This is a genomic window from Citrobacter sp. Cf072, from assembly GCF_030334485.1.
GTDB lineage: Bacteria > Pseudomonadota > Gammaproteobacteria > Enterobacterales > Enterobacteriaceae > Citrobacter > Citrobacter freundii.
Map to the genome: position 1 here is coordinate 1,160,134 of NZ_JAOWDX010000047.1, position 24,148 is coordinate 1,184,281.

A 24,148-nucleotide genomic window follows, 5' to 3' on the forward strand; every position below is an offset into this window, starting at 1 on the left:
AGTGTGATTTATCCTGAGTGCGATGAGAGGGTTATTCTGTGCAACAAATCGATTTTTACATGGTGGATGCTTTTACCACCACGACGTTTGGCGGTAATGCCGCAGCAGTCTGTCCGCTCACGGACTGGTTGCCCGATGAAACATTATTAAAGATGGCGCAGCAGCATAACCAGTCAGAAACCGCTTTTTTTGTCGCCAATGAGAATGGTTTTGAGCTGCGTTGGTTTACCACTCAGGGTGAAATCAATCTGTGTGGGCATGCCACGCTTGCCGCCGCGCATGTCATCTTTGAACATCTGGATTACCCGGATACAAAAATCCATTTTGCTACCCGCTTTGTGGGACCGCTGACGGTCACGCGCAGCGGTGAATGGCTGACGCTCGATTTTCCAGCCTGGCAAAGCGAATCTGCCATGCCGCCCACTTTACTGCTGGAAACATTAGGCATCACCGAATACAAGGAGATGCGCGTGGCACGCGATTACATGGTGGTGTTGGAAAATCAACAGCAGGTTGAGGCTGTTCGCCCAAACATCCACGCCATGCATCCGCTGGGGAAAATGGTGTGCATCACCGCGCCGGGTGACGGGGAATACGATTTTGTCAGCCGTTTCTTCTGCCCGGGTGAAGCCGTCGCTGAAGACCCGGTCACAGGCTCGGCACATAGCATGCTGATCCCTTACTGGGCTGCAAAACTGAATAAAACACAGATGCTGGCGCGCCAGGTCTCTGAGCGCGGCGGGGATTTACGCTGTCAGTTAGCAGGAACGCGTGTTTATATCAGTGGACAGGCAATAACTTATCTGACCGGTAAAGTGCTGCTGCGCTAGCAGCCTTACCCGAAATAACCAATCCATGGAGGATTTATGTCGAACAAACTCGTGCAGATACACTTTGATTTTCATGGTCCGTTTGGGGCTGAGATGTCGAGTCAGCTCGTTGAACTGGCCGAATCAATCAACCAGGAGCCAGGGTTCATCTGGAAAATCTGGACCGAGAACGAAGCAAATCACGAAGCGGGTGGCATCTACCTGTTCCGGGACGAAGACACCGCTCAGGCCTATATCAAAAAGCATACCGCCCGTCTGAAGCATCTGGGTGTGGAAGACGTGACGTTCAAAATCTTCGATATCAATGAACCGTTAACTAAAATTAACCACGGTCACATCGGCTAGTATTTTGCCTTAGACGCCCCGCCCGGGGCGTTTCTTCACTCTCCTGCCTTCCCCTCTTCGTTCCTACCCAGGTTAGCGATTTACGTTAGCCACATTTGCAATAGTTCACAAAATCATCACCCGCGAAAGTTATCTCTAGCCGAAAGTGGCATATAGGCGTATAAAATAATACAAATTGTATTATTTTATACAAAGTGAATCATTAGCTACAGGAGGTTTATTATGTCCGCGGACATTACACTGAACTCATCTGCTGGAAGCTTCCCGCCAGCAGGTCATTACTCGCACAGTACAACGGCTGGCGGTTTCGTCTTCATTTCTGGGCAATTGCCGGTCACTTTCGACGGCGAGAAAAAAGCGGATGCCTCTTTTGAAGATCAAACCCGGCTGGTGCTACAGAATATTGATGCTTGTCTGGCGGGTGCTGGAGTTTCCCGCCAGCATCTGGTGTCAGTTCGCGTCTATGTGACGGATATGAATCAGTGGCCGACGTTTAACAAAATCTATGGGGAGTGGATCGGTGATTTCCGTCCATCCCGTGCTGTAGCCGGTGTTGCGGAACTTCATTATGGTTTTGCGCTGGAAGTTGAAGCTATGGCGTTGGCCCCGCAAGCGTGACATTTAACAACATACAGGTGAACAACAATGACTGAAATGACACTGCCTGATTATAACGATGTTGCCGCTGCGGCAGCGCGCATCGCAGATTATGCTAACAAAACGCCGGTGATGACATCCCGAACGGTTAATGAAGAATTTGGCGCGGAAGTCTTCTTTAAGTGCGAAAATTTCCAGAGAATGGGCGCCTTCAAATTTCGCGGCGCTATGAATGCGCTACGCCAGTTCACACCACAACAACGTGCTGCGGGTGTCGTGACGTTTTCTTCCGGTAACCATGCGCAGGCCATTGCACTGTCGGCAAAATTATTGGGGATTCCAGCAACAATTATCATGCCGCATGATGCTCCGGTAGCTAAAGTTGCAGCAACAAAAGGCTATGGCGGAAAGGTGGTAACTTACGATCGCTATACTGAAGATCGTGAAAAAATTGGTCGGGACCTGGCAGAGAAACAGGGGTTAACGCTGATCCCCCCTTACGATCATCCGCACGTGATTGCAGGCCAGGGCACCGCCACAAAAGAGCTGATTGAAGAAGTGGGTCAGTTAGACGCCCTTTTCGTTTGTCTGGGTGGTGGCGGCCTGCTCTCAGGATCCGCTCTGGCGGCCAGACATCTGTCTCCTGACTGCATCGTCTATGGTGTCGAACCTGAAGCGGGTAACGATGGTCAACAGTCGTTTCGTAGCGGAAAAATTGTTCATATCGATACGCCCAAAACCATTGCTGACGGTGCTCAGACCCAACATCTCGGGAACTATACGTTTCAGATTATCCAGCAAAACGTGAACGATATTCTGACGGTTTCAGACGCTGAGTTAATCACCTCAATGAAATTTATCGCTGAACGCATGAAAATCGTCGTTGAGCCGACCGGGTGTCTGGGTTTTGCTGCGGCCAGAGCGCGCAAAGCTGAACTTCGCGGCAAGAAAGTCGGCATTATCATCAGCGGCGGAAACGTGGATATCAGCCGCTACAGTGAATTTCTGGCCAGATGATAAACAGGGTATCTGTCATGCAGATACCCTAATGTTACTGTCTGTACATTGCCGTCTGGAAAAACGATCCCAGGTCACTGTAAACTGCTCGCAATCATGGCAACAGGCATCACCGCAGGAGACTGGCATGCCAAAAACCGACAATAACTCGCTTCTCAGCCAAATTGATACTATCGCCAGGGGATTGAGTGAGACCTTCTCTCCGTTTTGCGAAGTGGTGGTTCATGACCTCAAAAATCCTGAACATGCCATTTTATCCATCCATAATAATCTGTCCGGACGTCAACCCGGCCAGCCAGCAACCGAGCTTGGCCTGGCGAGAATCGCATCGCCTGACTTTCCCAGCATCATTGCGAACTACAGTAATCAGTTTGCCGATGGTCGCCCGGTGAAAAGTACCTCAATTGGCATCAAGGATGAAGAAGGCAGATACGTAGCAGCTCTCTGTCTGAATGTAGATATGACGCTGTTTCGTGGTATGCAGAGTGCTCTTGCGCGTTTTACTGAAACCGAAAACTCCCCCATTAAGGAACATATCGATCCCGGCAGTAACGAAGTCATCCGCCAGCGTATTGATGACTTTGCCGCTAAACGCGCTACGACGGCCCGAGCCCTTAAACCTCAAGACCGTAAGCTGCTGATTCAACAATTACGCCAGGACGGTTTGCTGAACGTACGCAAATCTATGGATACGGTGGCACAGCATCTGGGCGTATCAAGGGCCACCGCCTACCTGTATGCCCGCCAGTCAGTTCAGGCGGGTGAATAAACGGGTTCAGTTGAACTGCACCAGCCGCAGCATAAAAAGTCTGATCTTGATTACCGACACGAAGCGCTCCCGCTATACTTTGGCCCGCTTCGTATCCGATATAGCCACCAACCAGTAAACAACGCCCCGCCGCTGGGAAAAAATAAACCTTTATTTTCGTAGGCATTTATTGGCACTGAGTCAATAAATGATTTATTTTTGTACATACATAGTGAGATTACGTTTTCCTCAAATAACACCATCAGCATTGATTAAACATCATAATAAAACAGAAAAAATCTAACCCATTGATTTAGAGGAATAAAAATAAAGCTGAATTTATTGCATCAATAATACCTATGCAATATATATAAATAGAGTGATATCTAAATTATAATTCTTTTACATCCGGCTGATTGGTGAGGTAAGAATGCGGTTAATCGTAATGTTAGTAAGCTTTGTGCTCACCACCCAGCTCTGGGCAGGTGAACTTCCCCAGCCTTCCGGTACAGTTCTTTTAACGCTGTCCGGTAATATTGAAAATACAAATGCAGACGGGAAAGCCGTTTTTGATACCGCCAGCCTTGAGAAGCTGGGCATGGTCAGTTTCCAGACCACCTCCCCCTGGTATAATGGACGCACTACTTTTACGGGTATTCCACTACAAAAGCTCATGGATTACGTCGGCGCGAGCGGCTCGGTTGTAAAGGTCACTGCGCTCAATGACTACACCACCGTAATCCCTCTCAGTGATTTCAAAAAATACAATGCCATCCTTGCGTTAAAAATCAACGGAAAATATATGCGCATCCGTGATAAAGGTCCTTTATTCATTGTGTACCCCTATGACAGCATGCCGGAACTGAATAATCAGATTTATTATTCAAGGTCTGCATGGCAGGTCAGTAGTATGGATATTGAGTAAGCGTTCAGAGGAACATCATGAACAGAATACTGGCTGGCATCATCTTTTTTCTTTTTATATCTACCGGATATATCTCTTTCCTCGTGCATGAACGGCAACAAGAGTTACAGAAACTGACTCATTACACCGATTCCTGGTCTGCTGCTCAGCTGGTATCACAATATTACCGATTCGAGTCATTGCTGGGTCTTTACACTATCGATGATACGATGAATCTCGATGATGTACGCATGCGCCTCGACATTATGCTCAGCCAGAGTGATTTAATAAAAGAAGGTGACCTGGGGCGCTACATAGAAAGCAATATAGCCCACCGTGAGCTGGCGGTAAAACTTGAAAACACCCTTAGTTTTCTGGATGTTAATCTAGAGAAAATGAACCGTTCAGCACTCCAGGCTTATCTGAAAAAAATGCACACTCTGGATGCGCCACTGGGTCGTCTTTCATCTGGTGCGTTAAACAAAGATGTTAACTCGATCAATAACGCCAACCAAAAAATTCAAACGCTGTACTATATTTACTCAGCAACCTCGGTGCTGCTGATAATACTGAGTGCGATTCTGGGAGTGCTCATTTTCTATCAAAACAGAAATATTCTGCGGGCGCACCTGCAGGTCAAGAGTCTTGCCGAAGAACTGCAGAAATCAAAAGAAAAGCTGCAAATCCAGAATGCTAAACTGGAATATGACGTCTACCATGACTCTCTTACTGAGATGAATAATCGTCAACTATTCTGGAGCGATTTAAATAAAACAATTGAGAAAGCAGAAAAAAATCACGATTCTGTGACTGTGATGTTGTTTGATTTAGATCGATTCAAAGAGGTAAATGATACGTATGGTCATGATGCCGGTGATATGTTGCTACGCCAGATATCAGACCGACTGGTTTCAATGAGCCTTACTTCGGATACGCTGTATCGCCTGGGTGGAGATGAATTTGCGTTTCTCTCAAGTGGCCTGACAGAAAGCCACGCCGTTTCGCGGGCCCAGAAAATATGTGAATTTATCAGCCAGCCCTACACTATTTATAACACGATTATCAACATAACCACCTGTGTTGGCATTGTTATCTCAGACACTGAACGTCGTTCCGACTATCTTTATAAATTTGCCGATCTGGCCCTTTATGAAGCCAAAGGTGAAGGCTCAGGTAAGATAAAAGTCTTCCGACAACGAATGTTAGAAAAGCTACAAGAAAGCAGAACGCTTGAGCATGATATGGCATTGGCAATAGTGAACAAAGAATTCGTGGTTTATTATCAGCCCATTGTTGACTCCTTCAGCCAGGAAATTTATAGCTATGAAGCCCTAATTCGTTGGCTCCATCCTCTAAAGGGCCTCCTGTCGCCGGATAACTTTATTCCTGTTGCTGAAAAAACCGGAATGATTAATGAGATGGGGAAAGCAGTGCTTGAAATTGCCTGCAGGGAAGCGGCTTGTTGGGCGGTTCCTGCTAAAATTTCAGTAAATGTCTCTCCTGTCCAGCTAAGCAGCAAAGCCTTTGTCGGTATCGTACTGTCTATTCTGAAAGAAACTGGACTCCCAGCCGATCGTCTTGAACTGGAAGTAACAGAGTCCTCTCTCTTCACTGAGAGTACGACGCCGATGAATACGCTTAATAAGCTCAGAGCCCTGGGCGTAAAAATCTCCATCGATGATTTTGGTACCGGATATTCTTCTCTTTCGCGCCTGAGCAAGCTTGCCTTCGATAAAATTAAAATAGACAAATCTTTTGTGCATTCAATATCCACACATGAAGATGCGCTTAATATCATCAAACTGATCACGGGCATGGCGAAATCACTCAATATGAAGGCTGTTGCTGAAGGTGTTGAAACTCAGGAGCAACTAAAAAGCCTTCAGGCGCTGGGCTGCGATTTCGCCCAAGGATATCTGTTTGGTAAACCTCAACCTTGTGTCAATGAGGAAATCAGAAATGGTCAAGTTGTGCCAATAAACAACAGAAAAACGATGCCATGAAGATTTTCTATAAGGCTTCAACTGCCCGTAACGCGCTGAGTGGCAATGTCGACGCTAAACTCACCCTGACCTGAGGTTTAAAAAATGAGCACTTTTCATCAACTTACCGCCACCAGCCTGAATGGTCAGCTTATTTCAATGGCCGACTATGCAGGCAAACTGGTACTGGTGGTTAATACCGCCAGCCATTGTGGCTTTACGCCACAATATGCGGGCCTTGAAGCACTGTATAAGAAATACAACACACAGGGCCTGGTGGTGCTTGGTTTCCCCTGCAACCAGTTTGGTAAGCAGGAACCCGGTGGGGCGGACGAAATCGCGCAGACCTGCTACGTCAACTACGGCGTGAGTTTTCCAATGTTTGAGAAAGTGGAGGTTAACGGTGCCGCTACACACCCGGTATTTCGTTACCTGAAAGATGAATTACCCGGCATACTGGGTGGGAGGATCAAGTGGAACTTCACTAAATTTCTGGTCGGACGCGACGGAAAACCGCTTAAGCGTTTTGCCCCCTTCACCACTCCAGAAAAAATAGAAACCGTCATCCTTGATGCACTAAAAATCTAATGGCTGCTGTCATTCGAATATCACATTAATACTGTGGATATTCATTGGTTTTTATCTTCAGTAAGTCACCGTTTTAGCCAAAATAAGCGGCAATCTTCAGCTAAAGTTGGTAAATCCCCTGAACGGTTCTATAGTCTGGACTGCTTTTCATTACAGGGTTCACTAATGCGATTTAACGGACTGACTAAAGGTTTCTTCATTTTCATACTTGCCCTCGTGACCTGGGCGTTCTTCGATGTGCTGTCCCCCTACTTTTCCGCCATTTTGTGGGCCGCGATATTAACGACTATCTTTAACCCGGTAAAAAACAGACTGCGCAGTGCGCTTGGCGAACGCAACGGACTGGCATCGTTGATTACCATCGTCATTATCTGTCTGATTGTCTTTATCCCGCTGATGGTAATCCTGTCATCGCTGGCCATTGAACTGAACGTGGTGTACACCAAACTGCAACAGAATGACACGCAGTTCCCGGAGGTCGTCGCTTCTGTTCTTTCGTATCTTCCTGACTGGGCCAGAGGTTTTCTGGCAGAACACAATCTGGATGATGTCGCGCAGATCCAGAAAAAACTGTCCGATGTCGTGCTGCAGGGTGGACAGTACCTCGCCGGCAGCGCGTTCCTGATTGGTAAAGGAACATTCGGCTTTGCTATTAGCTTCGGCATCATGCTGTATCTACTGTTCTTCTTACTGAAGGACGGACCGTACCTGGTGCGCCAGATTCTGGACTCATTACCGCTTTCTGATTTTGCCAAACAGCACCTGTTTGCAAAATTCGTCGGCGTGACGCGGGCAACAGTCAAGGGCACGGCGGTCGTCGCTTTGGTTCAGGGTATTCTTGGCGGCATCGCGTTTGCGATTGTAGATATCGACGGTAGCGTTCTGTGGGGCGCGTTGATGGCGTTTCTCTCCCTCGTGCCCGCCGTCGGTTCAGCGATCGTCTGGGTACCAGCAGCAATATTTCTGTTCGCCACCCATCAGCTATGGCAAGGGCTGTTTATCGTTGGCTTCTTTGTGATTATCGTTGGGCTTGTGGACAATATCCTGCGCCCGCTGCTGGTAGGTAAAGACACCAAAATGCCTGATTACCTGATCCTGATAAGCACCCTCGGTGGAATGGAGATCTACGGTATCAACGGCTTTGTGATTGGCCCACTGATTGCCGCGCTATTCATTACCTGCTGGAACCTGTTTTCCGGGCGTGACCATGAAGGTAACGTGGAAGGAATTGACGAAGCCTTTATGGAAGAAGGAAAAAATCCTCCAGATCTGTGATGGCCGGACGATAACAAAAGGCGGTCTTCGGACCGCCTTTTTTATTTTCACGCAAAATCATACGTTTTCTATAATTTCAATCATGCGTATTCATTAATCGTCGCAGAAGGAACTAATTAGTGCGAATTGCCACAATCACCAACTGGGCCTATAGCGCGACGGTATGTCTGACCATCGCCTCCGGTATTGTCATGCTGATGGCATCCAGCGCCGATAACACCGAACGCCAGGTGGTAGAGCAGCGTTATCAATTCGATCAACTTACCGAAGAAGTCGAACTCGATGCCTGGTCGCTGTCCGACTTGGCGCGCGACTATGTTATTGCAAAAGATCCTGAGGTGCTCAACGCCTACCGCCAGAAAGAAGCGTCGCTGAAAGCCGTTGAGCATCGTCTGTCGAAGCTCAAAGACCTTGGTGCAACGGATGAAGAGCTGGCGCTATTGCACGAAGGGCTGCAGATTGTGGATGCTCTGCAGGATGAGCAGGCCGAGGCGCTTGCCAGCGTCGCGCGTGGAGAAGAGTCGCAGGCCATCACCCTGCTGTACGGGAAAGCCTATGAACAGGAACTGGAGCGAGCCCAGGACCGTATAGATCATTTCCGCCAGTTACTCGATAGCCGCGTACGCAACACGATTGAAGATGCAACCCAGTCATCCCGCATGCTGCGGACGGCTTCCGAAGTGATGGTCGGTCTGACGGCGCTGCTGTTTTTATTCGTTCTCGGTTTCATTTTAAAGCGTCGTGTCCTGCGCCCCGTCGTGCGTTTGAGCGATGTCGTAAACCGTCTCGCATCGCAGGATTATGCCGTTGAGACGCCCAGCTTTAACCAGATAGACGAAATAGGCGACATGGCACAGGCGATCCGGATCTTCCGCGAGAACGGTCTGGCTCGTCAGAGACTGGAGAAGGAGCGAGATGCCGACTGGGCAATCCGCGATCTGCTGGCACGTATGACGCAGCGCCTGCAGGGTTGCGAGAATTTTGCCGATGTCATCAATGTGGCGGAACTGTTTGCACCGAATATTGCCCCAGGTATTGCCGGGCGGCTTTACATACTGGACCGGGAACCCTGGCAAATGCGCTGCGTTGCACAATGGCTCTCACCGCAGGGTAAAGCGGATGCGTTCCACCCGGACGAATGCTGGGCTGTGCGCCGCGGCCAGAGCCACCCTCCGGTACAAGGTGAACCCGATATCGCCTGCTACCATCTGCCGGATTCATGCCAGCAACATACCCTGTGCGTTCCGCTGATTGCCCAAGGAGAAGCCATCGGTCTGCTCTCATTCCAGAACCTTAGCGATGATTCCACCCCCTCTCGTGCGTATCTGGAGCTAATGGCAGAAGCACTCGGCCTCGCATTAGCCAACCAGCGTCTGCGTGACGCCCTGCTGGAGAAAGCGCTCTACGATCCGCTAACTGGTCTGCGTAACCGTCATCATCTGGAAGATACCTTACGCACTCAGATGAGCCAGGCCGTACGCAACAAGGAGCCGATCAGTTGCCTGATGATCGATATTGACCATTTTAAAAATATTAATGATCGCTTTGGTCACGAGGCGGGAGACAGCGTGATAAAAAGTATCGCCGCCACCATTCAGCGCGTGGTTCACGACAGCGGCATGGCCTTCCGCTATGGCGGTGAGGAGTTTCTGGTGCTGCTGGCCAATACGGATGAACAGGCCGCCAACCGCCTTGCGACGGATATTTATAACGGCGTACGCGAACTGTCGCTGCGCTTTGGCGTCTCTGAAATTGGTCACGTCGATGTCTCTATTGGCGTAGCCAGCTATCCGCAGCACGCCCAGAGCGACAACCTGCTGCGTGCTGCAGACGTGGCGCTGTATCGCGCTAAAGAGCTGGGACGTTCGCGCATCGTGAGCTTTGGCATGCTGGAGGCCAGTTGAACATGGCTTTACCTCAACGCCAGGCGGTGATATGTTAATTCAATGAACACAAAACACGATATCACCGCTTTTAATTACAACCTGTGGTGGCTGCCTTCTTAAAGGCGGTCAGAATGTGTTTTTCCCATTTTTAGATAACCGCCGAAAGGCGGTTATTTGCATTTAGAGACCCCTTTCGGTTTTATGACTAAGGAGTCTTACATGAACAATAAAACCATCATCCTCACTGGCGATCGTCCCACCGGCCCGCTGCATCTTGGCCATTATGTGGGGTCATTGCGCCAGCGCGCCGCGCTGCAACATGATTATCGGCAGTTTATATTGGTGGCTGACCTGCAAGGACTAACCGATAACGGCAGCACACCGCAAAAGATCCGCAACAATATTCCCGAGGTACTTGCCGACTATCTTGCCGCAGGAATAGATCCTTCACTGACCACTATTTGTTTGCAATCGGCCCTGCCTGCCCTTGCGGAACTGACCGCGCTTTATATGAATATCGTCACCGTGGCTCGCGTAGAGCGTAATCCTACGGTTAAAAACGAAATTGCGCAGAAAGGGTTTGCCCGCTCGTTACCGGTTGGTTTTCTGGTTTATCCCATCAGTCAGGCGGCAGATATTACGGCCTTCAAAGCCGAAGTGGTTCCCGTCGGCGACGATCAGTTGCCAATGATTGAACAGACTAATGAAATCGTGCACAAGATGAATAGCCTGTTACCGGCCCCCGTCTTATCGCACTGCAAAGCGCTGCTGAGTGAAACCAGCCGCCTACCAGGGATTGACGGGAATGCCAAAATGTCAAAATCGCTTGGTAACACATTGCTCCTGTCAGCCAGCGAAGAAACCATTCATCACGCGGTCAGTGCAATGTACACCGACCCCAATCATCTGAAAGTATCCGACCCGGGGCAAATCGACGGCAATATGGTATTCATTTACCTCGACGCTTTTCATCCGGATAAAGCAAAAGTGGCGGAAATGAAAGCGCATTACCAACGGGGTGGACTGGGTGACCGGACATGCAAAAACGAGCTGGAGGTGTGCTTGCAGGAACTCATCGCCCCAATGCGCGAGCTGCGGGCAACCTACATTCAGGATAAAGGCATGCTGATGGCAATGCTCAAAAAAGGCAGCGAACAGGCGCACGAGATCACGCAGCAGACATTAAGAGAAGTGAAGCAAGGGCTGGGTTTGCCGGTGTTCTGATCGCGAGTTGCAACAGGAGCGATAAATAAGGATGACTCCCGTCTGAATGCCACCGCCGGGAGTTATCATAAACTGACTCGCGTTTTTCGACCAAACCCAGGGTAAAAATCAATCTCCCTTAACCCGCTGAAAAATCTTGTCCCGATACGCATCAAGATGATGTTTTTGCAGATAACGCTCCACCTCCGTAGCCCATTGGGTTCCCTCGCCGAGAGTAGCGCGGCTATGTGTTGACGCGTAAAGATATCGTCTGTCATAGAGGCTAATCAGCGTCTGATTTACCGCATTGACACTGTAGTTGGGATTGCTAGCCAGCTGCTTTTCCAGCGACTGAACGATGCGCAGCTGATTGACGGCATCGGCTGGATATTCCTTTTCAGTAAGCTCGCTCAGCACCAGAAACAAGGGGGGGATCTGCTCTTCAATCGCCGCCTGTAATCGATAATGCCCATCGAGGATTACATAAGATCCTAATCCGGCGATATACCAGACCAGTATCGGTGGCAACGTCCCCTCTCGGCATTTTTTACGCCACCATTTTAACCGCCCCGTATTGGATTGAATGGCATAACGTCCAAGCAGTAAATAACCGCCCCACCACCAGTCAACCAACCTGACGTTTTCCGGCTGCGTCAGAACAGGGAAATCTTCACTGTACAGCGTCCACTGGCAGTTAATATTTTCAGTGCTTTCTGGCGCTGCGAAACGCCAGTTTTCTAACGCAACGGATTGTGGACTGGAATAGCGTGATGAACGTTGAATCGGTAACATCGGTCTTATCAACCAACGCTGCGGTGAAAGTAACGGTGCTGGCGTATTCATTAACTGACGAACAAAATACCGGCACCATTCGCCGATCCACATCAGCTCGCCTTTGGCTTTTATCCGTTCAATGTCTTCAGAGGTCACCGCAGGTAGCATCACCTGACTCCGTGGATGATCTGCATTAAAAACCTGCCAGACGCCGGAATGATCTTCAAGCATTGAAGCCCAGAATAACGGCTCTCCGGCGAGCCGCAATGCCATACGTCCAAAATGGCCACTGAGCATTTCCATCGCGGGCTCAGTTCTTTGATTTTCTTTGAAGGTCAGTTCCAACCCTTGCCACTGGTTATTACGATCAACCAGGTCTTTCCACCAATAATCTGTCATTGCCGCCTTCCCTGAGTAACGGGTTAATATCCCATGACCTTCACCATCGGTCAGCAAGTGTATGTTGCGTTCAGAATAAGATGTACTGTGCCAGAGTCCAACTAATCTATTGATAAGTCGCGTCAATCCCCCTCCAGGAAGGGGGATGATTAACGTCAGTATGAGGTACGTTTGTATTGACGATACTGCGGATGCCAACACTAAAGGCAATAGTTTTTGTTACTTCCTGAATATTATTTAAGTTGCTGTGTAATGATTTAAATGATTCCAGCACGCAGGAATGCAAAACATCACACAGTTTAACAATCAGGTGTGATTCGCCCAGCGCACAGCCTGAATAAAAAACACGCTGCAAAATCAACAAAATATAATCAACTTGCTTAATTACTCTGCAATTACACAGGAAAAAAACAATCAGCCGCAAACTCAAATACATACATATAAATCAGTAAGATAAGAAATTGCAGGGACAGTTAATAGCGGGTTATAGCAGCTATTAATGTGCCCCTTTTTATGTCCCTGCCCCCAAATCTGCCCTCAAATCTGCCCCCAAAATCACGCCCTCAAGTGTGGTAAAACCACTCCATAACCATATAGGTCATTCATTCCTCACATTTACATATTCCCAAAGCTCATTTCGAGCCATCGCACATATTTCAGTCTTCAAGCTGTTGTATGCCTGTCTTTTGCACATCACATTCTCATCACCGATTTAATCATCCGTACTTATGGCCTTCAACTAATCAAATCTCACGTGAAAAACAGTGCCCCCTCTTATGACTGCTTAGTGCCAGGAGCGGAAGTTGGAGTGCCAGAGACTCTCTAAAAGCTGATGGTTCTTTTTGCAGGGATACTTACATAGTCAATAAACAGCAAGTCATATATTTATTCTATGCCTACACATAACGGCCGCTGTTTGTCGCTGGTTTTTTGCAAGCACACCTTTAGCAAGAAAAGTTTCCTATTAAAACTATGTTAACCATAGAGCCAATAATTTTGTGATTTTAGTTAATTATCACTCATGTAAATTATTCAATTGTAAATAGGTTCAGTTCATTCGAAGAGATCATGTAACGTTTCCAAAACCAATCCATTAGTTACTTGGATATTCAACATAGAATGCCTATTACTACAAATTTTAGTAGTTCTCTGATTGTGCTATTGATAAATTTTTCCTTAACAGTAAGATTTTGAATTATCCATATTTTCACTATAGACGGTAGCATGATTCTCCGAAAAACCTTGGCTTTTCATCTATCTCTTCTATTAGAGTGGTATTACCTTTTTGTTTGAACTAAATTTAGTTTCATCAATAGTCTGCAGATAAAGTTTTTCCAAAAAATAATTTATTCATAAGTCAATTACATTTCAGGTAATAGGCTTTTTTTAATCATTATTTCAAAAGGATTTATTATGAGTGATCTCGAAAGTCAAATTTTAGAACTTCAAAAAGAAGTAGCATACGATAGCAAAGACTATCCAATAGAGGTTTTGGTTAATAAATACACTAAAGATATCGACAGTGATGATAATGAGATTTATGTTCCTGATTATCAACGTGATTTTGTATGGAGCGACACAAGGCAATCTCGATTAATAGAGTCTATAGTTTTGGGGCTTCCAGTCCCCCCTATTTTTCTTGCGGAAAATAAAAATGGCAGGCTTGAGATCGTCGATGGCTCTCAGAGAATAAGAACTCTTAGTTCCTTCGTACATGGTGGGTTGTCTTTATCAGGTTTAAATAAGATAACGAAACTTAATGGGATGGTTTTTAATGATTTAGACATTTCAAGGAAAAGGAAGTTTAATAACACAACTATTTCAGTTTTCGTTCTTTCTGAAAATGCTACTGACGAAGTTAAAAATGATCTCTTCGAAAGGATTAACAAAGGTAGTGACATATTGAGAAACATGGAAACTAGAAAAGGTGTCTATCGAGGTGAGTTTACAAGCTTCATATATTCTGAATGTGCTAAAAACAACAAATTTCAAAATGCTATAAAACTATCACAAACAGTAGCCAATCGACAAGAGCACGAAGAGTTAATTCTTAGATTTTTCGCGCTATCAGATTCATATCCAAAGTTTAATACATTTGGTCGTAGTCTTACTAATGCCTTAGATAACTACATGATTAATAAACGCAGTGACTTCAGCCCTCATGAAAAAAAACAAAAACTTGACGATTTTAATAAAATGACTAATTTTGTTATTAATAACTTTAAATATGGATTCGCTAAAGATCATGATATGGATGTATCAAGAATTTTATTCGAAGCCATTTCCGTCGGTACACATTTGGCCTTGCGAGAAAAGCCGTTTTTATCCTTGCGAGAACAACTTGATATCAAACACTGCCTTGCTGATAAGTCATTTAAAAAAGCAACTTCAGGGCAACAAAGAACGCATTCCAATGTAAGTTTGACCACAAGAATTGATTTCGTTAAGAATAGATTATTGGAACTATCAAAATGAATACTATTATTCGCGATTTTGAAAGAAGGTGTGAAATAAGCAGGTTGTTTTTTTCACATATTGAAAATGTTTCTGACATTAATGGAAATGTTGAAATTACCATTATTCTTAAATCAAGCTTTTACATCTCCATTTATAATAACGTTGAGGCTACCATTTATTCTATCTTGGAAAGATTCCATGAGAAGATATCCCAACATAAATACCAAGAATTGATCCCAGAGTTGAAAAAGAAAGTAGCAGATTACTATTTCGGAAATTCTAAAGAAATGAACTCCACAAAGAAAGTAAAAATATCAGATAGAATTATTTCAGGTGACTACAGCTTACCTCAATTAAAAGAATTCATGAATGTAAAGACAGTATTCTCCGGAAATTTAAATCTACGAATCATTAGAGATATATTTCATTCTTATGGTGCACAGATCCGAAATATAAGCGGTAATCCTGAGCACCTCCTATCAGTAACAACCAAGAGGAATAAAATAGCGCATGGGGAACAATCTTTAAGCGAAGCGGGAAGAGTCTCTAATAAAAACCTGAAGGAAGTAATGATCTCCGTTGATTGCATTCTTAGAGATGTCATCACCAGTGCAGGGGATTATTTGGCGAATGAAAAATACCTGAAAATCTCCTCTACGTAAGACATAACAAGTTATATTACTTTAAAAAAACATGGTCAAATCCACAACGATAAACACTCCTCTATGTGGTTAATTTCCATTTTTAGCACAGGCCGTGTGAAGATGCTTTGATAACGGGGACATCCCAAAAGAGCTAAACTGTGCGGTCACTTTTAAATTTTCCCGTATACAGCCTGTGCGCGATGCTTTCGATCACATCGGTGAATCGCTCAAACATAGAAGTGTTTTTTCGAAGAAACTTTTGTGCATTTAAAACCATACATGGTTAAAACCTTTGGTTTACAACGTTGTTTCGAATTTCCCAAACCTACCCAACATCCTCAAGTGCTCATCCTTCCGACTCAGTGCAAGTCCCCTTTCCTTTTTCAGCCTTGCTTTCTGCTTCTGCCTCATCGCCTTCAGGATTATTTCGCCGGTGATGGTGTTGGTGGGGTTGCTGCGATTATAGGCCTGAATATCTTCCAGAACGCCTTCGTTACCATCGCCGCGCATAGCGTTTGCAAAGTATCGCTGCAATAACTGAGCCCGGAGATTTGATAGTTCAGACTGCACATTTTTACAGCCGAGCGGGCATCATATGCCAAGCCGATCCTTGACGGGCTAAATCCAAATGCCTGGGCTGCTAGTTCAAAGTTGGTAAACTCATCAGCCGGTACAATTTCCTCCCCGGATGATGTAGTGACACCCCGAGTGGCCTCAGCATAGGTTTCACCAGATTTTTCACCGCTGCCGGTGTGACTGTCTGGATACCTCCCAGCCAGTCACCTTTCGCCATTTTGTCGTATCCGCTGGCAAAGTTGAGACCGATATGGACCATAAAGGCGATGCAGGTGCTGGAGAGATCGGTGCTGACTGCTCAGTGGCCGATGAAACTGGAGGTCGACAACCGTCTGGCACATCCTTTCCACCAGCGGTCTGCCAGCTAACTGGCTTTTAGAGCAGAAGGTTTTCGCCCACTTTGTGACATTGTCACGAAGCACGCACTCCTGCTGCATATCATCCCTGTAATTCACCATTATCATCTGATAACCCACTGGGTTTTCACGCTCCAGTGTTGCCAGCATTGCCGCAATATCATCCCAGTGGATGGACGACTTACCGCCTCGTGGTTCCAGCTTCGCTGTCCGGGGATCGAAGATTTTGATAGCCGTTTCTGTGCTCATTTTTATGTCTCGCTAACCTGCTTTGGTCGCGAGCATTGTTGCACAAAAGACAATAAAAGCATGAACAATGCAAAATGTGAGACATCTCGTTAGTGATTAATTTCCTGTATACGACACAGCATGTTATTAAAAACAGTGCTATTTTTTTCACTTTCAACACCTCGCATCACTAACACTTGAAGGTTGTGACAATATTCATCATGCTCTGCTGACACATTCATTGCGCTAGGAATCAGATATAGTACCCCTACAAATGATGTCACCAGCATAAAAGCTACGATACACAAAAGTCGGCGGCGGTTTATATAACGACTTACCGTACTGACTACCATTAGTCGATATATACAGACAATAGTCATTGCTAGCCAGAGACCAGCAATAGACACATAAATTGGATTAGTGAATTTGAGCAATGGCTGAACAGCGAAACCAGCGATGATAGCACCTAGCGCGTACTGGTAGAAAAATCCCATGAAAAATGTTTTGCATCGACTTAGTCTGCTGACATCTTCATCTGAAGGTTGCCACTCGAGCTCATCTCTGATGTCGTTTCTCCATTTTTCAAAACGACTGAAACACGGTTTGGAGATAAAGGGGAAATTCATACTTAGATCCTTGCATAAAATGAGTTAGTTACCGTAACCAACTAATATACAACAGTTTAAAAATTAGTTTAATTAGATTATTAACTTAAAATTGTTGTCTGCCATACTCCCCAACAAGTTGAAAACGCTAAGCAAAAATGTTTCACATAATCTGTGTATGAAGCGCACTGACTCCAGGTGTTGAGTAAATTAATAAATGGTAAGCATTTTATGTTCCCTATAACCATCTGAATTGGATATCAAATAAATCCTCATAATAGGATTTCTTTTTATCCATAAGAAAAAATAATGATATTTAATAAATCTGATCACTCTCATCAACATGAATAAATCTTAGCAACTATAATAACAATTATTTTTTCTGCTACAATTTACATGAACCCTATCTAATGGCATGCAGTGAGAATTTGAAGATGAGAAGAAAACTTTGTGCTTTGCTTTCTCTTGCCATATTCACTTTTCCTTTGTCATCCAAGGGAACTGATATCCGTTCCCAGATGGATACTCTGATCGCCTCCGGTCAGTTTAATAGAGAATTTGATGCTACACCTAAAAAATTAATCTGCAATGTCATTGATAAACCTGGATACAGGTATAATGAAAAGAAATTCAAGAAGTATTATATCGATCGTTTTTTGAAATCATCTTCTGACAGTTGTGAAATATGGGCAAACACTGAGTGTAATGACTGGGATTGGCCTGAGGGGTATTGGGGTTGGGTAGCTTCAAAAGTCATGTATGTGAATTACATGACTGAAATGGCAAGGCTTTATGGGATACATAGCAAACAGTTTTTTACTAAACTAGAGCAGTATAACGATATAGTTGATAAGAAAATTTCGCTCCGAGAACAGCTTGAGAAGAATCAAAAGATTACTGACAGGAGTGCCGGGGTAATATCGCTGAATAATGAAGATGAGAAATATAATGAAGAGTTGTTTAACTTACAATTTCAGTTAGCTGCTGCATGGGAAGATTACAGGACTCAACTACCAGAAAAAATAAAAAATGGGATACCTAAAATGTCCAGTGTTGGTGCAGGGTGCGCAGGTGGCATACCCGTAAAAATTGAATTTGAACAGAAACCCGAAATTTTTGGGATTATTAGCGAATTCGCATGGGAGCTTTGCAAAGCGCGAGGGATTAACCCATGGGATGCAGAAGATTGTGTCGACTGGGTGGTTGTCCGCTCTCAAACCCAAAACTTATCCGGGCGTTATCGATTTTATCTTCAGTGGAGTGACGGAACATCATATCAGGGCTCTATTGATACAACACGGATTATAGGGACTAAACCGTACCAGGCAGCACTCATGCGTATAAAAAAATCAGGTGGAGCTGAACTGATTAACGGTACGGAATCATCCGGCTAACAAATAAAAACCGGGGTGGCTTATGCCCAAGTCAAGTCTTGACTCATTTATTCAAAGCATTAAAGATGTTAAGAAGCTTATTACAATTGCTGTAAGTGGTTTAATTTGCAGTCAGGTTATTGCCTTGTTGGCAGGAATACAACCTCCTTGGCCTAAGGGTATATTAATATTGACTTCTATGATCGAGTTATTAGTATTAATGATGGCGTGGCACTTTTCTTCTGTTTCAGAAAAAATGAATACCGGGAAAATTCTGGTTATTTTATTTTCCTTGCTCTGTATTTTTTCTCTTGCATATATTTTTATGTATTCACTTTTTGTATACAATATCCCAGAAACCAGTACTGACATCGTGCTCGGATGCGGCCTCACGCACGATAGCCAACTGGTCTTGAGTCTAAATAAAATTGATTTAAAAACCATTACTGATACATGCCCTGGAGAATTTACACGGATATTATCTTCCGCAGAGTTTGAAGCTACAAGGGTCTGGACACCATGGACTGTAAAACTAAACCAAGTGGTTATCTTTGCTCTCTGGTTAGCAGCCTTTTCTTGCCTTGCGGCATTCATGGGTATTTTTGTTGCCTATCATAAACGGCAAAAATCTCCTTAGAAAACAGCGATTATAAGCTGATTAAAATCCTTTGATTTGATATCCATTAATTAGGTGCCTGAGTATGTACTCTAGCTGACTAACGTGTTTCTGCTCCCAAACAGCGACATTGCCGTGCAGTTCAGTATGACACACGACACAGAGGCATTACGTTGAAGCCCCCTGCTTCTGTTCCTGTCACCCAAACCCTATAACTAACGAGGTGGTGCGGATCGTCGCGTGGAACACCGCAACCGCATCACACCTGAGTTTTTACTCAGTCAGTATATACCGAGCCTGATTAACCGATAGAGTCGACGGTCAGGCAAAGGCGAGAATCGGACATCAGTTAAATAAATTTGCAGACGGTAACTTTAATCGAAGAAACCACCTAACCGCGCCAGATATCCGACTCTCTCTCAAGAAAACTAATGTAGAGAGGATTTTGAAAAAATATTTATAACAAGAACCCCGGCACAAATAAGGATCATGCCTGCAATCGCCGGGAAATCAAGCTTTTGCCCACTTACCAACCAGCCCAAAAGGCTGATTAATACGATTCCAGCACCTGACCAAATTGCGTACGCAATACCAGTTGGAATGGCCGACAACGTCTGGGCGAGAAGATAAAAAGCAGTGCAGTAACACACAATGGTTGCTACAGATGGCCACAGGCGCGTAAATCCGTCAGAGAACTTCATCAGGGTTGTACCGATGACCTCAGCTACAATAGCCCCAGCAAGGAAAACGTATGAATTCAAAATCTGACCCCATGTGACAATCTAAAGCAAACATCGTATCACAAAGGGTTGGGTGAGTTTGAACACAACCCAAACTACTACTGCAATGTCTGTTTCATGTCATGTAGCGAACCGCCGCAAGGTCCGGAAGCGGACGTTAGAGATAATTCAGAACAGTATATTTCAGAGATATGTATATAAGCTTTCTATATTTATTTCTGGCCCTGAATTAAAAATTACATATCAAACCTCACAGTTAATAATATTAACCATCGTAAGGCATAAATGATGGTGTGGTTGGCAACTCATCATCATCCCAACTATCTCGTTGCCTATAAAAATAAACTTTATTTGTTTTCAGAAATGAAAAGTTAGGATCCTTCTCAACGTACATTGGATCCTTTCGGGATTTTAGCCATCCCTTGAAATTCGACTCGTAAGCTAGAAGCCATTGATCTCCATATAAAGCATCTGTATTTAGATAATCTTCCCATATACTTTTGTCTAACGCCTTTTCAGTCAGGCCTTGGTGTTCACAATCTAATGCGAGGAGAGCAATACATGAATCTCTACATATTGATATTTTATTAACAGCATCTACATTAATTTTTAAACGCAATGCTAAACACCCCCAGAGTGCATTTGCAACTTCACTGGAATGGCGCAATTCAGCATGTGCAACAATTAAATTATTGAGAAGAAGAGTTAACTCACCTTCAAGTACGTCAGGTAGCATTCTTTTGCGGAGTAGAATTTGCTCAAGTACAAAGGGTAAACAAGCAGGTTCGGGAGCAACACAAAGCATTAACAAGTGCTGAAATAAACTCCAATTATTCCTTGCAACATTTACCGATCTAAGACATGAAATCGCCCACTGAAGCACAGATTCATTCGGATATTGATTATATAACTCAAAAGATAATGAAAAATATGCTTCAAGATCAACTGATTGAGAATGTTCATTTTCACGAATTTGAAATCGTCTGAGTTCACTAACCCAATGCTCCTCAAGTCTCACTGGTAGAGGTAATATTTGTGTCTTTTTCGTATTGAGAGCTAATTCAAACTCGGATAAGTTTGTATTCAAAATATGATAAGCTCTCTCTGCTTCATCTCTGCTTGTAAAACTTAGTTCATAATCATCAATAAAACGATGTCCTTTGACTCCAGGTAGTTCTTTGGATAGATTTTTATCCACGTCATGCATTAATAGTTCTGCAATTACCAATGAGGTATCGGGGCCTATTGGAATACCAACAGTCTGACCATCCTGCCCCTGACGAACAAGATAATCCAACTTATTACCCAGACTATCGAGTCGACGGTTTACTTTAGAAAATTTTTTGCCATGTAAAGCCCAAGATATAGAGTGAGTGTATATACTGTGATAGAATCTACTAATGTCTGTTGTCAATAAATACTTGGCACCAATACGATTTTTACGAGCCAATTCCACTCTCGAATTTTGCGAATGCTTTCCATTGATTGCTCGACCATCCGTCTTAAATTCTGGCTCAGTAGCTGCAAACTCGGAGCCTGAGACAAAAGGTTTAATTTCCTGCCAATTACTTACAATTTCCTTAGCCAGTAAATAAAAGAGAACTGGATTACAGATACTTAATTGCCTACGTTGTAACCCACCTCGAGCTAATGAGTAAAAGACCTCTTGCGCTGTAGGAATCCGCGAATCTTTTACAATAGGCTTTCCAAAAACACCTGGAATTTTAGTTGAATCATCAAAATGCTCTAAAGTGTCCATCAGCCTTGCAAAAGGCTCGGTAGTAAATGGCTTTGGTAACTCTTTAGGGAAATATCCACGCTCTAAAAGCCCTTTCAATTCCATTCGTTATTTGCTCCCTGAGCCTTTTTTATCGATAACGATTCACTATCGTTCAATTTATTTGAAGACCAATTGAGATTATCAATCAAAAATGCACTATAAACAGCTGTCGCCTGATAACTGTAAAACTCATCAGCCCGTTTTTTTAGCAATGCAGCAGCAAAATAGCTTACTACTAACCAAATAAATGCCGCACAGTCATAGATATCCATAAAATAAAAAAAACCAGTAAATATGGTAATAAAACTACAATTACGATAAAAACCATATCTGGCCAAAAAAACCATGAAAGTAGTACTTAACTGTTTGGTTTCAACATATTCCTTACAAAGACCAAATGGGTTTTCGATACATTTATTCAGATCACCAAGACAATTTTCCTTTATATACCCTTCCATTATTTTTTCATTATTTTTACGTTTTGAGCTATCAACCTTTAGCCAAAAAAATAGATATTTACCAAGGTAACGATCGAAAAAATTGGCCAATGGCTCTATCAACAACCCAAACAATATTAATACTATAGGTATAACAACGACAATGTAAGTTGCAGGTAATTTAATTAAATCATCAAAAAACACCTTCAATTCAGGCAGCCGTTTAGTTACCCTCAAAAAAAGAAGACTAGATATTATAAAAAAAACTCCAGTCATAAAGAATGTGAAAATATCCCAAAGGGAAATTCTGATTTTTTCGAACATGTCAATAAACTCGCTAAAAAATTAAATCAGAAAGTAGGGGCATAATCGGAAGATTACATTTCCCCTAACTAACGCACTTTGATAGGCATCTTATTATTATCTATATTCCAATAAAAGTATCCATTTATTTTAACATTATATCATAGGTTTTAGCATTGATCTTTATCGCATTTTATACTATTCCCCCCAAAGAGAGGGGGATGTCAGAAAAGTAAAGATACCTACAATGTCTGTTACTGGCTGTGAGTTCAACGGGTCGATGCAACGCTATCCTTAATCAAGGGGGACGTTGCCATGAAACGAAGAACTCGGATTAACTACACGCCAGAGCAGAAGGCAATTATCTGGGACAGATATAAGCAAGGTGATTCTCTACATGATATCGCCAGAATGTTCGACAGATATCATTCTTCCATTATGCCCACTATCCACCAGACAGGCGGCTACCGTCCTCCCGTGCCAAAACGGCACCGATTAGCGCTTTCGCTTGATGAAAGAGAGGAGATATCCAGAGGGCTGGTAGCAAAACTCAGTATCAGGGACATCGCCACCAAATTATCAAGAGCGCCCTCAACGATTAGCCGCGAGGTCAGGAGGCACGGTGGTGCAAAACAATACCGTGCAGCAAAAGCCGATGCTGCTGCGTGGGAAAATGCGCTGAGACCAAAACCTTGCAAGCTAATTGAAAGCCCCGCATTGTGTAAAATCATTGCAGAGAAGATGCATCAGGACTGGTCGCCGGAACAGATCGCCGGTTGGCTGAAACGCTGTTATCCGGATAATCAGGAAATGCATGTGTCACACGAAACGATTTATAAAACGCTTTTTATACAAACCCGGGGAGCATTAAAAAAAGAGCTGCAGCAATGCCTCAGAAGCGGAAGAGCAGTGCGTAGATCCAGAACGTCATCGCTTAAAGGGAAAGGATTAGGGTCAATCCCGCACACGATACCTATCAGCGAAAGGCCACCAGAGGCCGCTGACAGAGCCATTCCAGGTCACTGGGAAGGTGACCTGATTCAGGGCTCGAATAACTCCTATATCATCACCCTCGTAGAACGTCATTCCCGTTTTGTTATGCTGGCGAAAATCAGAGACAACAAGACCATAACGGTTATATCTGCACTCATCAGACAAGCCCGGGAATTACCTGCTGAGCTTTATAAAACATTAACTTGGGATCGTGGCGCTGAAATGACCAGCCACACACGATTTACTGTAGCGACAGACATTCAGATTTATTTTTGTGATCCTCAATCTCCCTGGCAACGTGGCTCAAATGAAAATACGAACAGATTGCTCAGACAATATTTTCCAAAAGGAACTGACTTATCGGTTCACAGCCAGCAAAGACTTAACAGTGTTGCCAGACAGCTCAACGAGAGGCCGAGAAAAACGCTAGACTATGAATCACCCGCAGAGCGGTTCAATAAGTGTGTTGCGTCCATCAGTTGAACTCACAGC

22 protein-coding genes are annotated in these 24,148 nt (G+C 44.4%); 16 read left to right on the forward strand and 6 right to left on the reverse strand.

The window, feature by feature from the left end:
* Nucleotides 1–38 precede the first annotated feature (38 nt).
* The 11 genes from OGX66_RS24405 (at nucleotide 39) to trpS (ending at nucleotide 11,396) form a co-directional block, all read left to right on the forward strand.
* Nucleotides 39–830 (forward strand): PhzF family phenazine biosynthesis protein, encoded by a 792-nt coding sequence (locus OGX66_RS24405; protein ID WP_121540029.1) that lies wholly within the window; start codon nucleotides 39–41, stop codon nucleotides 828–830.
* A 36-nt stretch (nucleotides 831–866) separates the two neighbouring features.
* Nucleotides 867–1,175 (forward strand): monooxygenase, encoded by a 309-nt coding sequence (locus OGX66_RS24410; RefSeq protein ID WP_003836470.1) that lies wholly within the window; start codon nucleotides 867–869, stop codon nucleotides 1,173–1,175.
* Between the two features lie 222 nt (nucleotides 1,176–1,397).
* Complete coding sequence (locus tag OGX66_RS24415; protein ID WP_003029233.1) at nucleotides 1,398–1,793, forward strand: RidA family protein; 396 nt, start codon at nucleotides 1,398–1,400, stop codon at nucleotides 1,791–1,793.
* 27 nt (nucleotides 1,794–1,820) lie between these two features.
* A complete protein-coding gene (locus OGX66_RS24420; RefSeq protein ID WP_048233674.1) occupies nucleotides 1,821–2,789 on the forward strand; it encodes a threo-3-hydroxy-L-aspartate ammonia-lyase in 969 nt (322 codons plus the stop codon).
* Nucleotides 2,790–2,916: 127 nt separating this feature from the next.
* Complete coding sequence (locus OGX66_RS24425; protein ID WP_003029239.1) at nucleotides 2,917–3,558, forward strand: helix-turn-helix transcriptional regulator; 642 nt, start codon at nucleotides 2,917–2,919, stop codon at nucleotides 3,556–3,558.
* 409 nt (nucleotides 3,559–3,967) lie between these two features.
* Nucleotides 3,968–4,462: a putative pterin-binding protein gene (locus OGX66_RS24430; protein ID WP_003029241.1), complete on the forward strand. Its 495-nt coding sequence runs from the start codon at nucleotides 3,968–3,970 to the stop codon at nucleotides 4,460–4,462.
* Between the two features lie 17 nt (nucleotides 4,463–4,479).
* Complete coding sequence (locus OGX66_RS24435; RefSeq protein WP_270921798.1) at nucleotides 4,480–6,444, forward strand: putative bifunctional diguanylate cyclase/phosphodiesterase; 1,965 nt, start codon at nucleotides 4,480–4,482, stop codon at nucleotides 6,442–6,444.
* Between the two features lie 84 nt (nucleotides 6,445–6,528).
* Nucleotides 6,529–7,011, forward strand: coding sequence for a glutathione peroxidase (locus tag OGX66_RS24440; RefSeq protein ID WP_136346163.1), 483 nt, complete (start codon nucleotides 6,529–6,531; stop codon nucleotides 7,009–7,011).
* A 165-nt stretch (nucleotides 7,012–7,176) separates the two neighbouring features.
* Complete coding sequence (locus tag OGX66_RS24445) at nucleotides 7,177–8,286, forward strand: AI-2E family transporter (protein WP_003836479.1); 1,110 nt, start codon at nucleotides 7,177–7,179, stop codon at nucleotides 8,284–8,286.
* 119 nt (nucleotides 8,287–8,405) lie between these two features.
* Entirely contained in the window at nucleotides 8,406–10,190 is a 1,785-nt protein-coding gene (locus tag OGX66_RS24450; protein ID WP_088902351.1) for a diguanylate cyclase, read from the forward strand.
* Nucleotides 10,191–10,391: 201 nt separating this feature from the next.
* Nucleotides 10,392–11,396: a tryptophan--tRNA ligase gene (trpS, locus tag OGX66_RS24455; RefSeq protein WP_088902352.1), complete on the forward strand. Its 1,005-nt coding sequence runs from the start codon at nucleotides 10,392–10,394 to the stop codon at nucleotides 11,394–11,396.
* Between the two features lie 108 nt (nucleotides 11,397–11,504).
* On the opposite strand, the gene OGX66_RS24460 is transcribed toward trpS, so the two are convergent.
* The gene (locus tag OGX66_RS24460) at nucleotides 11,505–12,548 is read right to left on the reverse strand and encodes a ParB N-terminal domain-containing protein (protein ID WP_088903356.1); all 1,044 of its coding nucleotides are present in this window, start codon (nucleotides 12,546–12,548) and stop codon (nucleotides 11,505–11,507) included.
* A 1,413-nt stretch (nucleotides 12,549–13,961) separates the two neighbouring features.
* Here OGX66_RS24460 and OGX66_RS24465 point away from each other — a divergent pair.
* Both OGX66_RS24465 and OGX66_RS24470 read left to right on the forward strand, forming a co-directional pair.
* Complete coding sequence (locus OGX66_RS24465; protein WP_088902353.1) at nucleotides 13,962–15,023, forward strand: DUF262 domain-containing protein; 1,062 nt, start codon at nucleotides 13,962–13,964, stop codon at nucleotides 15,021–15,023.
* Nucleotides 15,020–15,667: an MAE_28990/MAE_18760 family HEPN-like nuclease gene (locus OGX66_RS24470; RefSeq protein ID WP_088902354.1), complete on the forward strand. Its 648-nt coding sequence runs from the start codon at nucleotides 15,020–15,022 to the stop codon at nucleotides 15,665–15,667. The genes OGX66_RS24465 and OGX66_RS24470 overlap by 4 nt, the downstream gene beginning before the upstream one ends.
* Before the next feature lie 761 nt (nucleotides 15,668–16,428).
* On the opposite strand, the gene OGX66_RS24680 is transcribed toward OGX66_RS24470, so the two are convergent.
* Nucleotides 16,429–16,830, reverse strand: a complete 402-nt coding sequence (locus OGX66_RS24680; RefSeq protein WP_088902356.1) for a hypothetical protein — start codon at nucleotides 16,828–16,830, stop codon at nucleotides 16,429–16,431.
* 89 nt (nucleotides 16,831–16,919) lie between these two features.
* Nucleotides 16,920–17,435: a hypothetical protein gene (locus OGX66_RS24475; protein ID WP_088902357.1), complete on the reverse strand. Its 516-nt coding sequence runs from the start codon at nucleotides 17,433–17,435 to the stop codon at nucleotides 16,920–16,922.
* 413 nt (nucleotides 17,436–17,848) lie between these two features.
* Between OGX66_RS24475 and OGX66_RS24480 the strand changes: the two genes are divergently transcribed.
* Together OGX66_RS24480 and OGX66_RS24485 are read left to right on the forward strand one after the other, a co-directional pair.
* The gene (locus OGX66_RS24480) at nucleotides 17,849–18,808 is read left to right on the forward strand and encodes a hypothetical protein (protein WP_136346162.1); all 960 of its coding nucleotides are present in this window, start codon (nucleotides 17,849–17,851) and stop codon (nucleotides 18,806–18,808) included.
* A 22-nt stretch (nucleotides 18,809–18,830) separates the two neighbouring features.
* The gene (locus OGX66_RS24485; RefSeq protein ID WP_088902359.1) at nucleotides 18,831–19,424 is read left to right on the forward strand and encodes a hypothetical protein; all 594 of its coding nucleotides are present in this window, start codon (nucleotides 18,831–18,833) and stop codon (nucleotides 19,422–19,424) included.
* A 407-nt stretch (nucleotides 19,425–19,831) separates the two neighbouring features.
* Here the strand turns inward: OGX66_RS24485 and OGX66_RS24490 are convergent, their stop codons facing one another.
* The 3 genes from OGX66_RS24490 to OGX66_RS24500 all read right to left on the reverse strand — a co-directional run bounded on the left by OGX66_RS24490 (nucleotide 19,832) and on the right by OGX66_RS24500 (nucleotide 22,684).
* Nucleotides 19,832–20,164 carry an EmrE family multidrug efflux SMR transporter gene (locus OGX66_RS24490; RefSeq protein ID WP_088902360.1) on the reverse strand — a complete coding sequence of 111 codons (333 nt, stop codon included), beginning with the start codon at nucleotides 20,162–20,164 and terminating at the stop codon, nucleotides 19,832–19,834.
* A gap of 244 nt (nucleotides 20,165–20,408) precedes the next feature.
* Entirely contained in the window at nucleotides 20,409–21,986 is a 1,578-nt protein-coding gene (locus OGX66_RS24495) for an RNA-directed DNA polymerase (RefSeq protein ID WP_136346218.1), read from the reverse strand.
* Nucleotides 21,977–22,684, reverse strand: coding sequence for a hypothetical protein (locus OGX66_RS24500; protein ID WP_136346219.1), 708 nt, complete (start codon nucleotides 22,682–22,684; stop codon nucleotides 21,977–21,979). The genes OGX66_RS24495 and OGX66_RS24500 overlap by 10 nt, the downstream gene beginning before the upstream one ends.
* A 294-nt stretch (nucleotides 22,685–22,978) precedes the next feature.
* Here OGX66_RS24500 and OGX66_RS24505 point away from each other — a divergent pair, with 294 nt between their 5' ends.
* A complete protein-coding gene (locus tag OGX66_RS24505; RefSeq protein WP_286510989.1) occupies nucleotides 22,979–24,139 on the forward strand; it encodes an IS30-like element ISCfr4 family transposase in 1,161 nt (386 codons plus the stop codon).
* Nucleotides 24,140–24,148: the final 9 nt, after the last annotated feature.

What these genes read in the sequence shown, in the direction of transcription:
- OGX66_RS24410 (WP_003836470.1), top strand. Translation starts at nt 867, where the DNA reads ATGTCGAACAAACTCGTGCAGATACACTTTGATTTTCATGGTCCGTTT.
- OGX66_RS24415 (WP_003029233.1), top strand. Translation starts at nt 1,398, where the DNA reads ATGTCCGCGGACATTACACTGAACTCATCTGCTGGAAGCTTCCCGCCA.
- OGX66_RS24420 (WP_048233674.1), top strand. Translation starts at nt 1,821, where the DNA reads ATGACTGAAATGACACTGCCTGATTATAACGATGTTGCCGCTGCGGCA.
- OGX66_RS24425 (WP_003029239.1), top strand. Translation starts at nt 2,917, where the DNA reads ATGCCAAAAACCGACAATAACTCGCTTCTCAGCCAAATTGATACTATC.
- OGX66_RS24430 (WP_003029241.1), top strand. Translation starts at nt 3,968, where the DNA reads ATGCGGTTAATCGTAATGTTAGTAAGCTTTGTGCTCACCACCCAGCTC.
- OGX66_RS24435 (WP_270921798.1), top strand. Translation starts at nt 4,480, where the DNA reads ATGAACAGAATACTGGCTGGCATCATCTTTTTTCTTTTTATATCTACC.
- OGX66_RS24440 (WP_136346163.1), top strand. Translation starts at nt 6,529, where the DNA reads ATGAGCACTTTTCATCAACTTACCGCCACCAGCCTGAATGGTCAGCTT.
- OGX66_RS24445 (WP_003836479.1), top strand. Translation starts at nt 7,177, where the DNA reads ATGCGATTTAACGGACTGACTAAAGGTTTCTTCATTTTCATACTTGCC.
- trpS (WP_088902352.1), top strand. Translation starts at nt 10,392, where the DNA reads ATGAACAATAAAACCATCATCCTCACTGGCGATCGTCCCACCGGCCCG.
- OGX66_RS24460 (WP_088903356.1), bottom strand. Translation starts at nt 12,548, where the DNA reads ATGACAGATTATTGGTGGAAAGACCTGGTTGATCGTAATAACCAGTGG.
- OGX66_RS24465 (WP_088902353.1), top strand. Translation starts at nt 13,962, where the DNA reads ATGAGTGATCTCGAAAGTCAAATTTTAGAACTTCAAAAAGAAGTAGCA.
- OGX66_RS24470 (WP_088902354.1), top strand. Translation starts at nt 15,020, where the DNA reads ATGAATACTATTATTCGCGATTTTGAAAGAAGGTGTGAAATAAGCAGG.
- OGX66_RS24680 (WP_088902356.1), bottom strand. Translation starts at nt 16,830, where the DNA reads ATGAGCACAGAAACGGCTATCAAAATCTTCGATCCCCGGACAGCGAAG.
- OGX66_RS24475 (WP_088902357.1), bottom strand. Translation starts at nt 17,435, where the DNA reads ATGAATTTCCCCTTTATCTCCAAACCGTGTTTCAGTCGTTTTGAAAAA.
- OGX66_RS24480 (WP_136346162.1), top strand. Translation starts at nt 17,849, where the DNA reads ATGAGAAGAAAACTTTGTGCTTTGCTTTCTCTTGCCATATTCACTTTT.
- OGX66_RS24485 (WP_088902359.1), top strand. Translation starts at nt 18,831, where the DNA reads ATGCCCAAGTCAAGTCTTGACTCATTTATTCAAAGCATTAAAGATGTT.
- OGX66_RS24495 (WP_136346218.1), bottom strand. Translation starts at nt 21,986, where the DNA reads ATGGAATTGAAAGGGCTTTTAGAGCGTGGATATTTCCCTAAAGAGTTA.
- OGX66_RS24500 (WP_136346219.1), bottom strand. Translation starts at nt 22,684, where the DNA reads ATGTTCGAAAAAATCAGAATTTCCCTTTGGGATATTTTCACATTCTTT.
- OGX66_RS24505 (WP_286510989.1), top strand. Translation starts at nt 22,979, where the DNA reads ATGAAACGAAGAACTCGGATTAACTACACGCCAGAGCAGAAGGCAATT.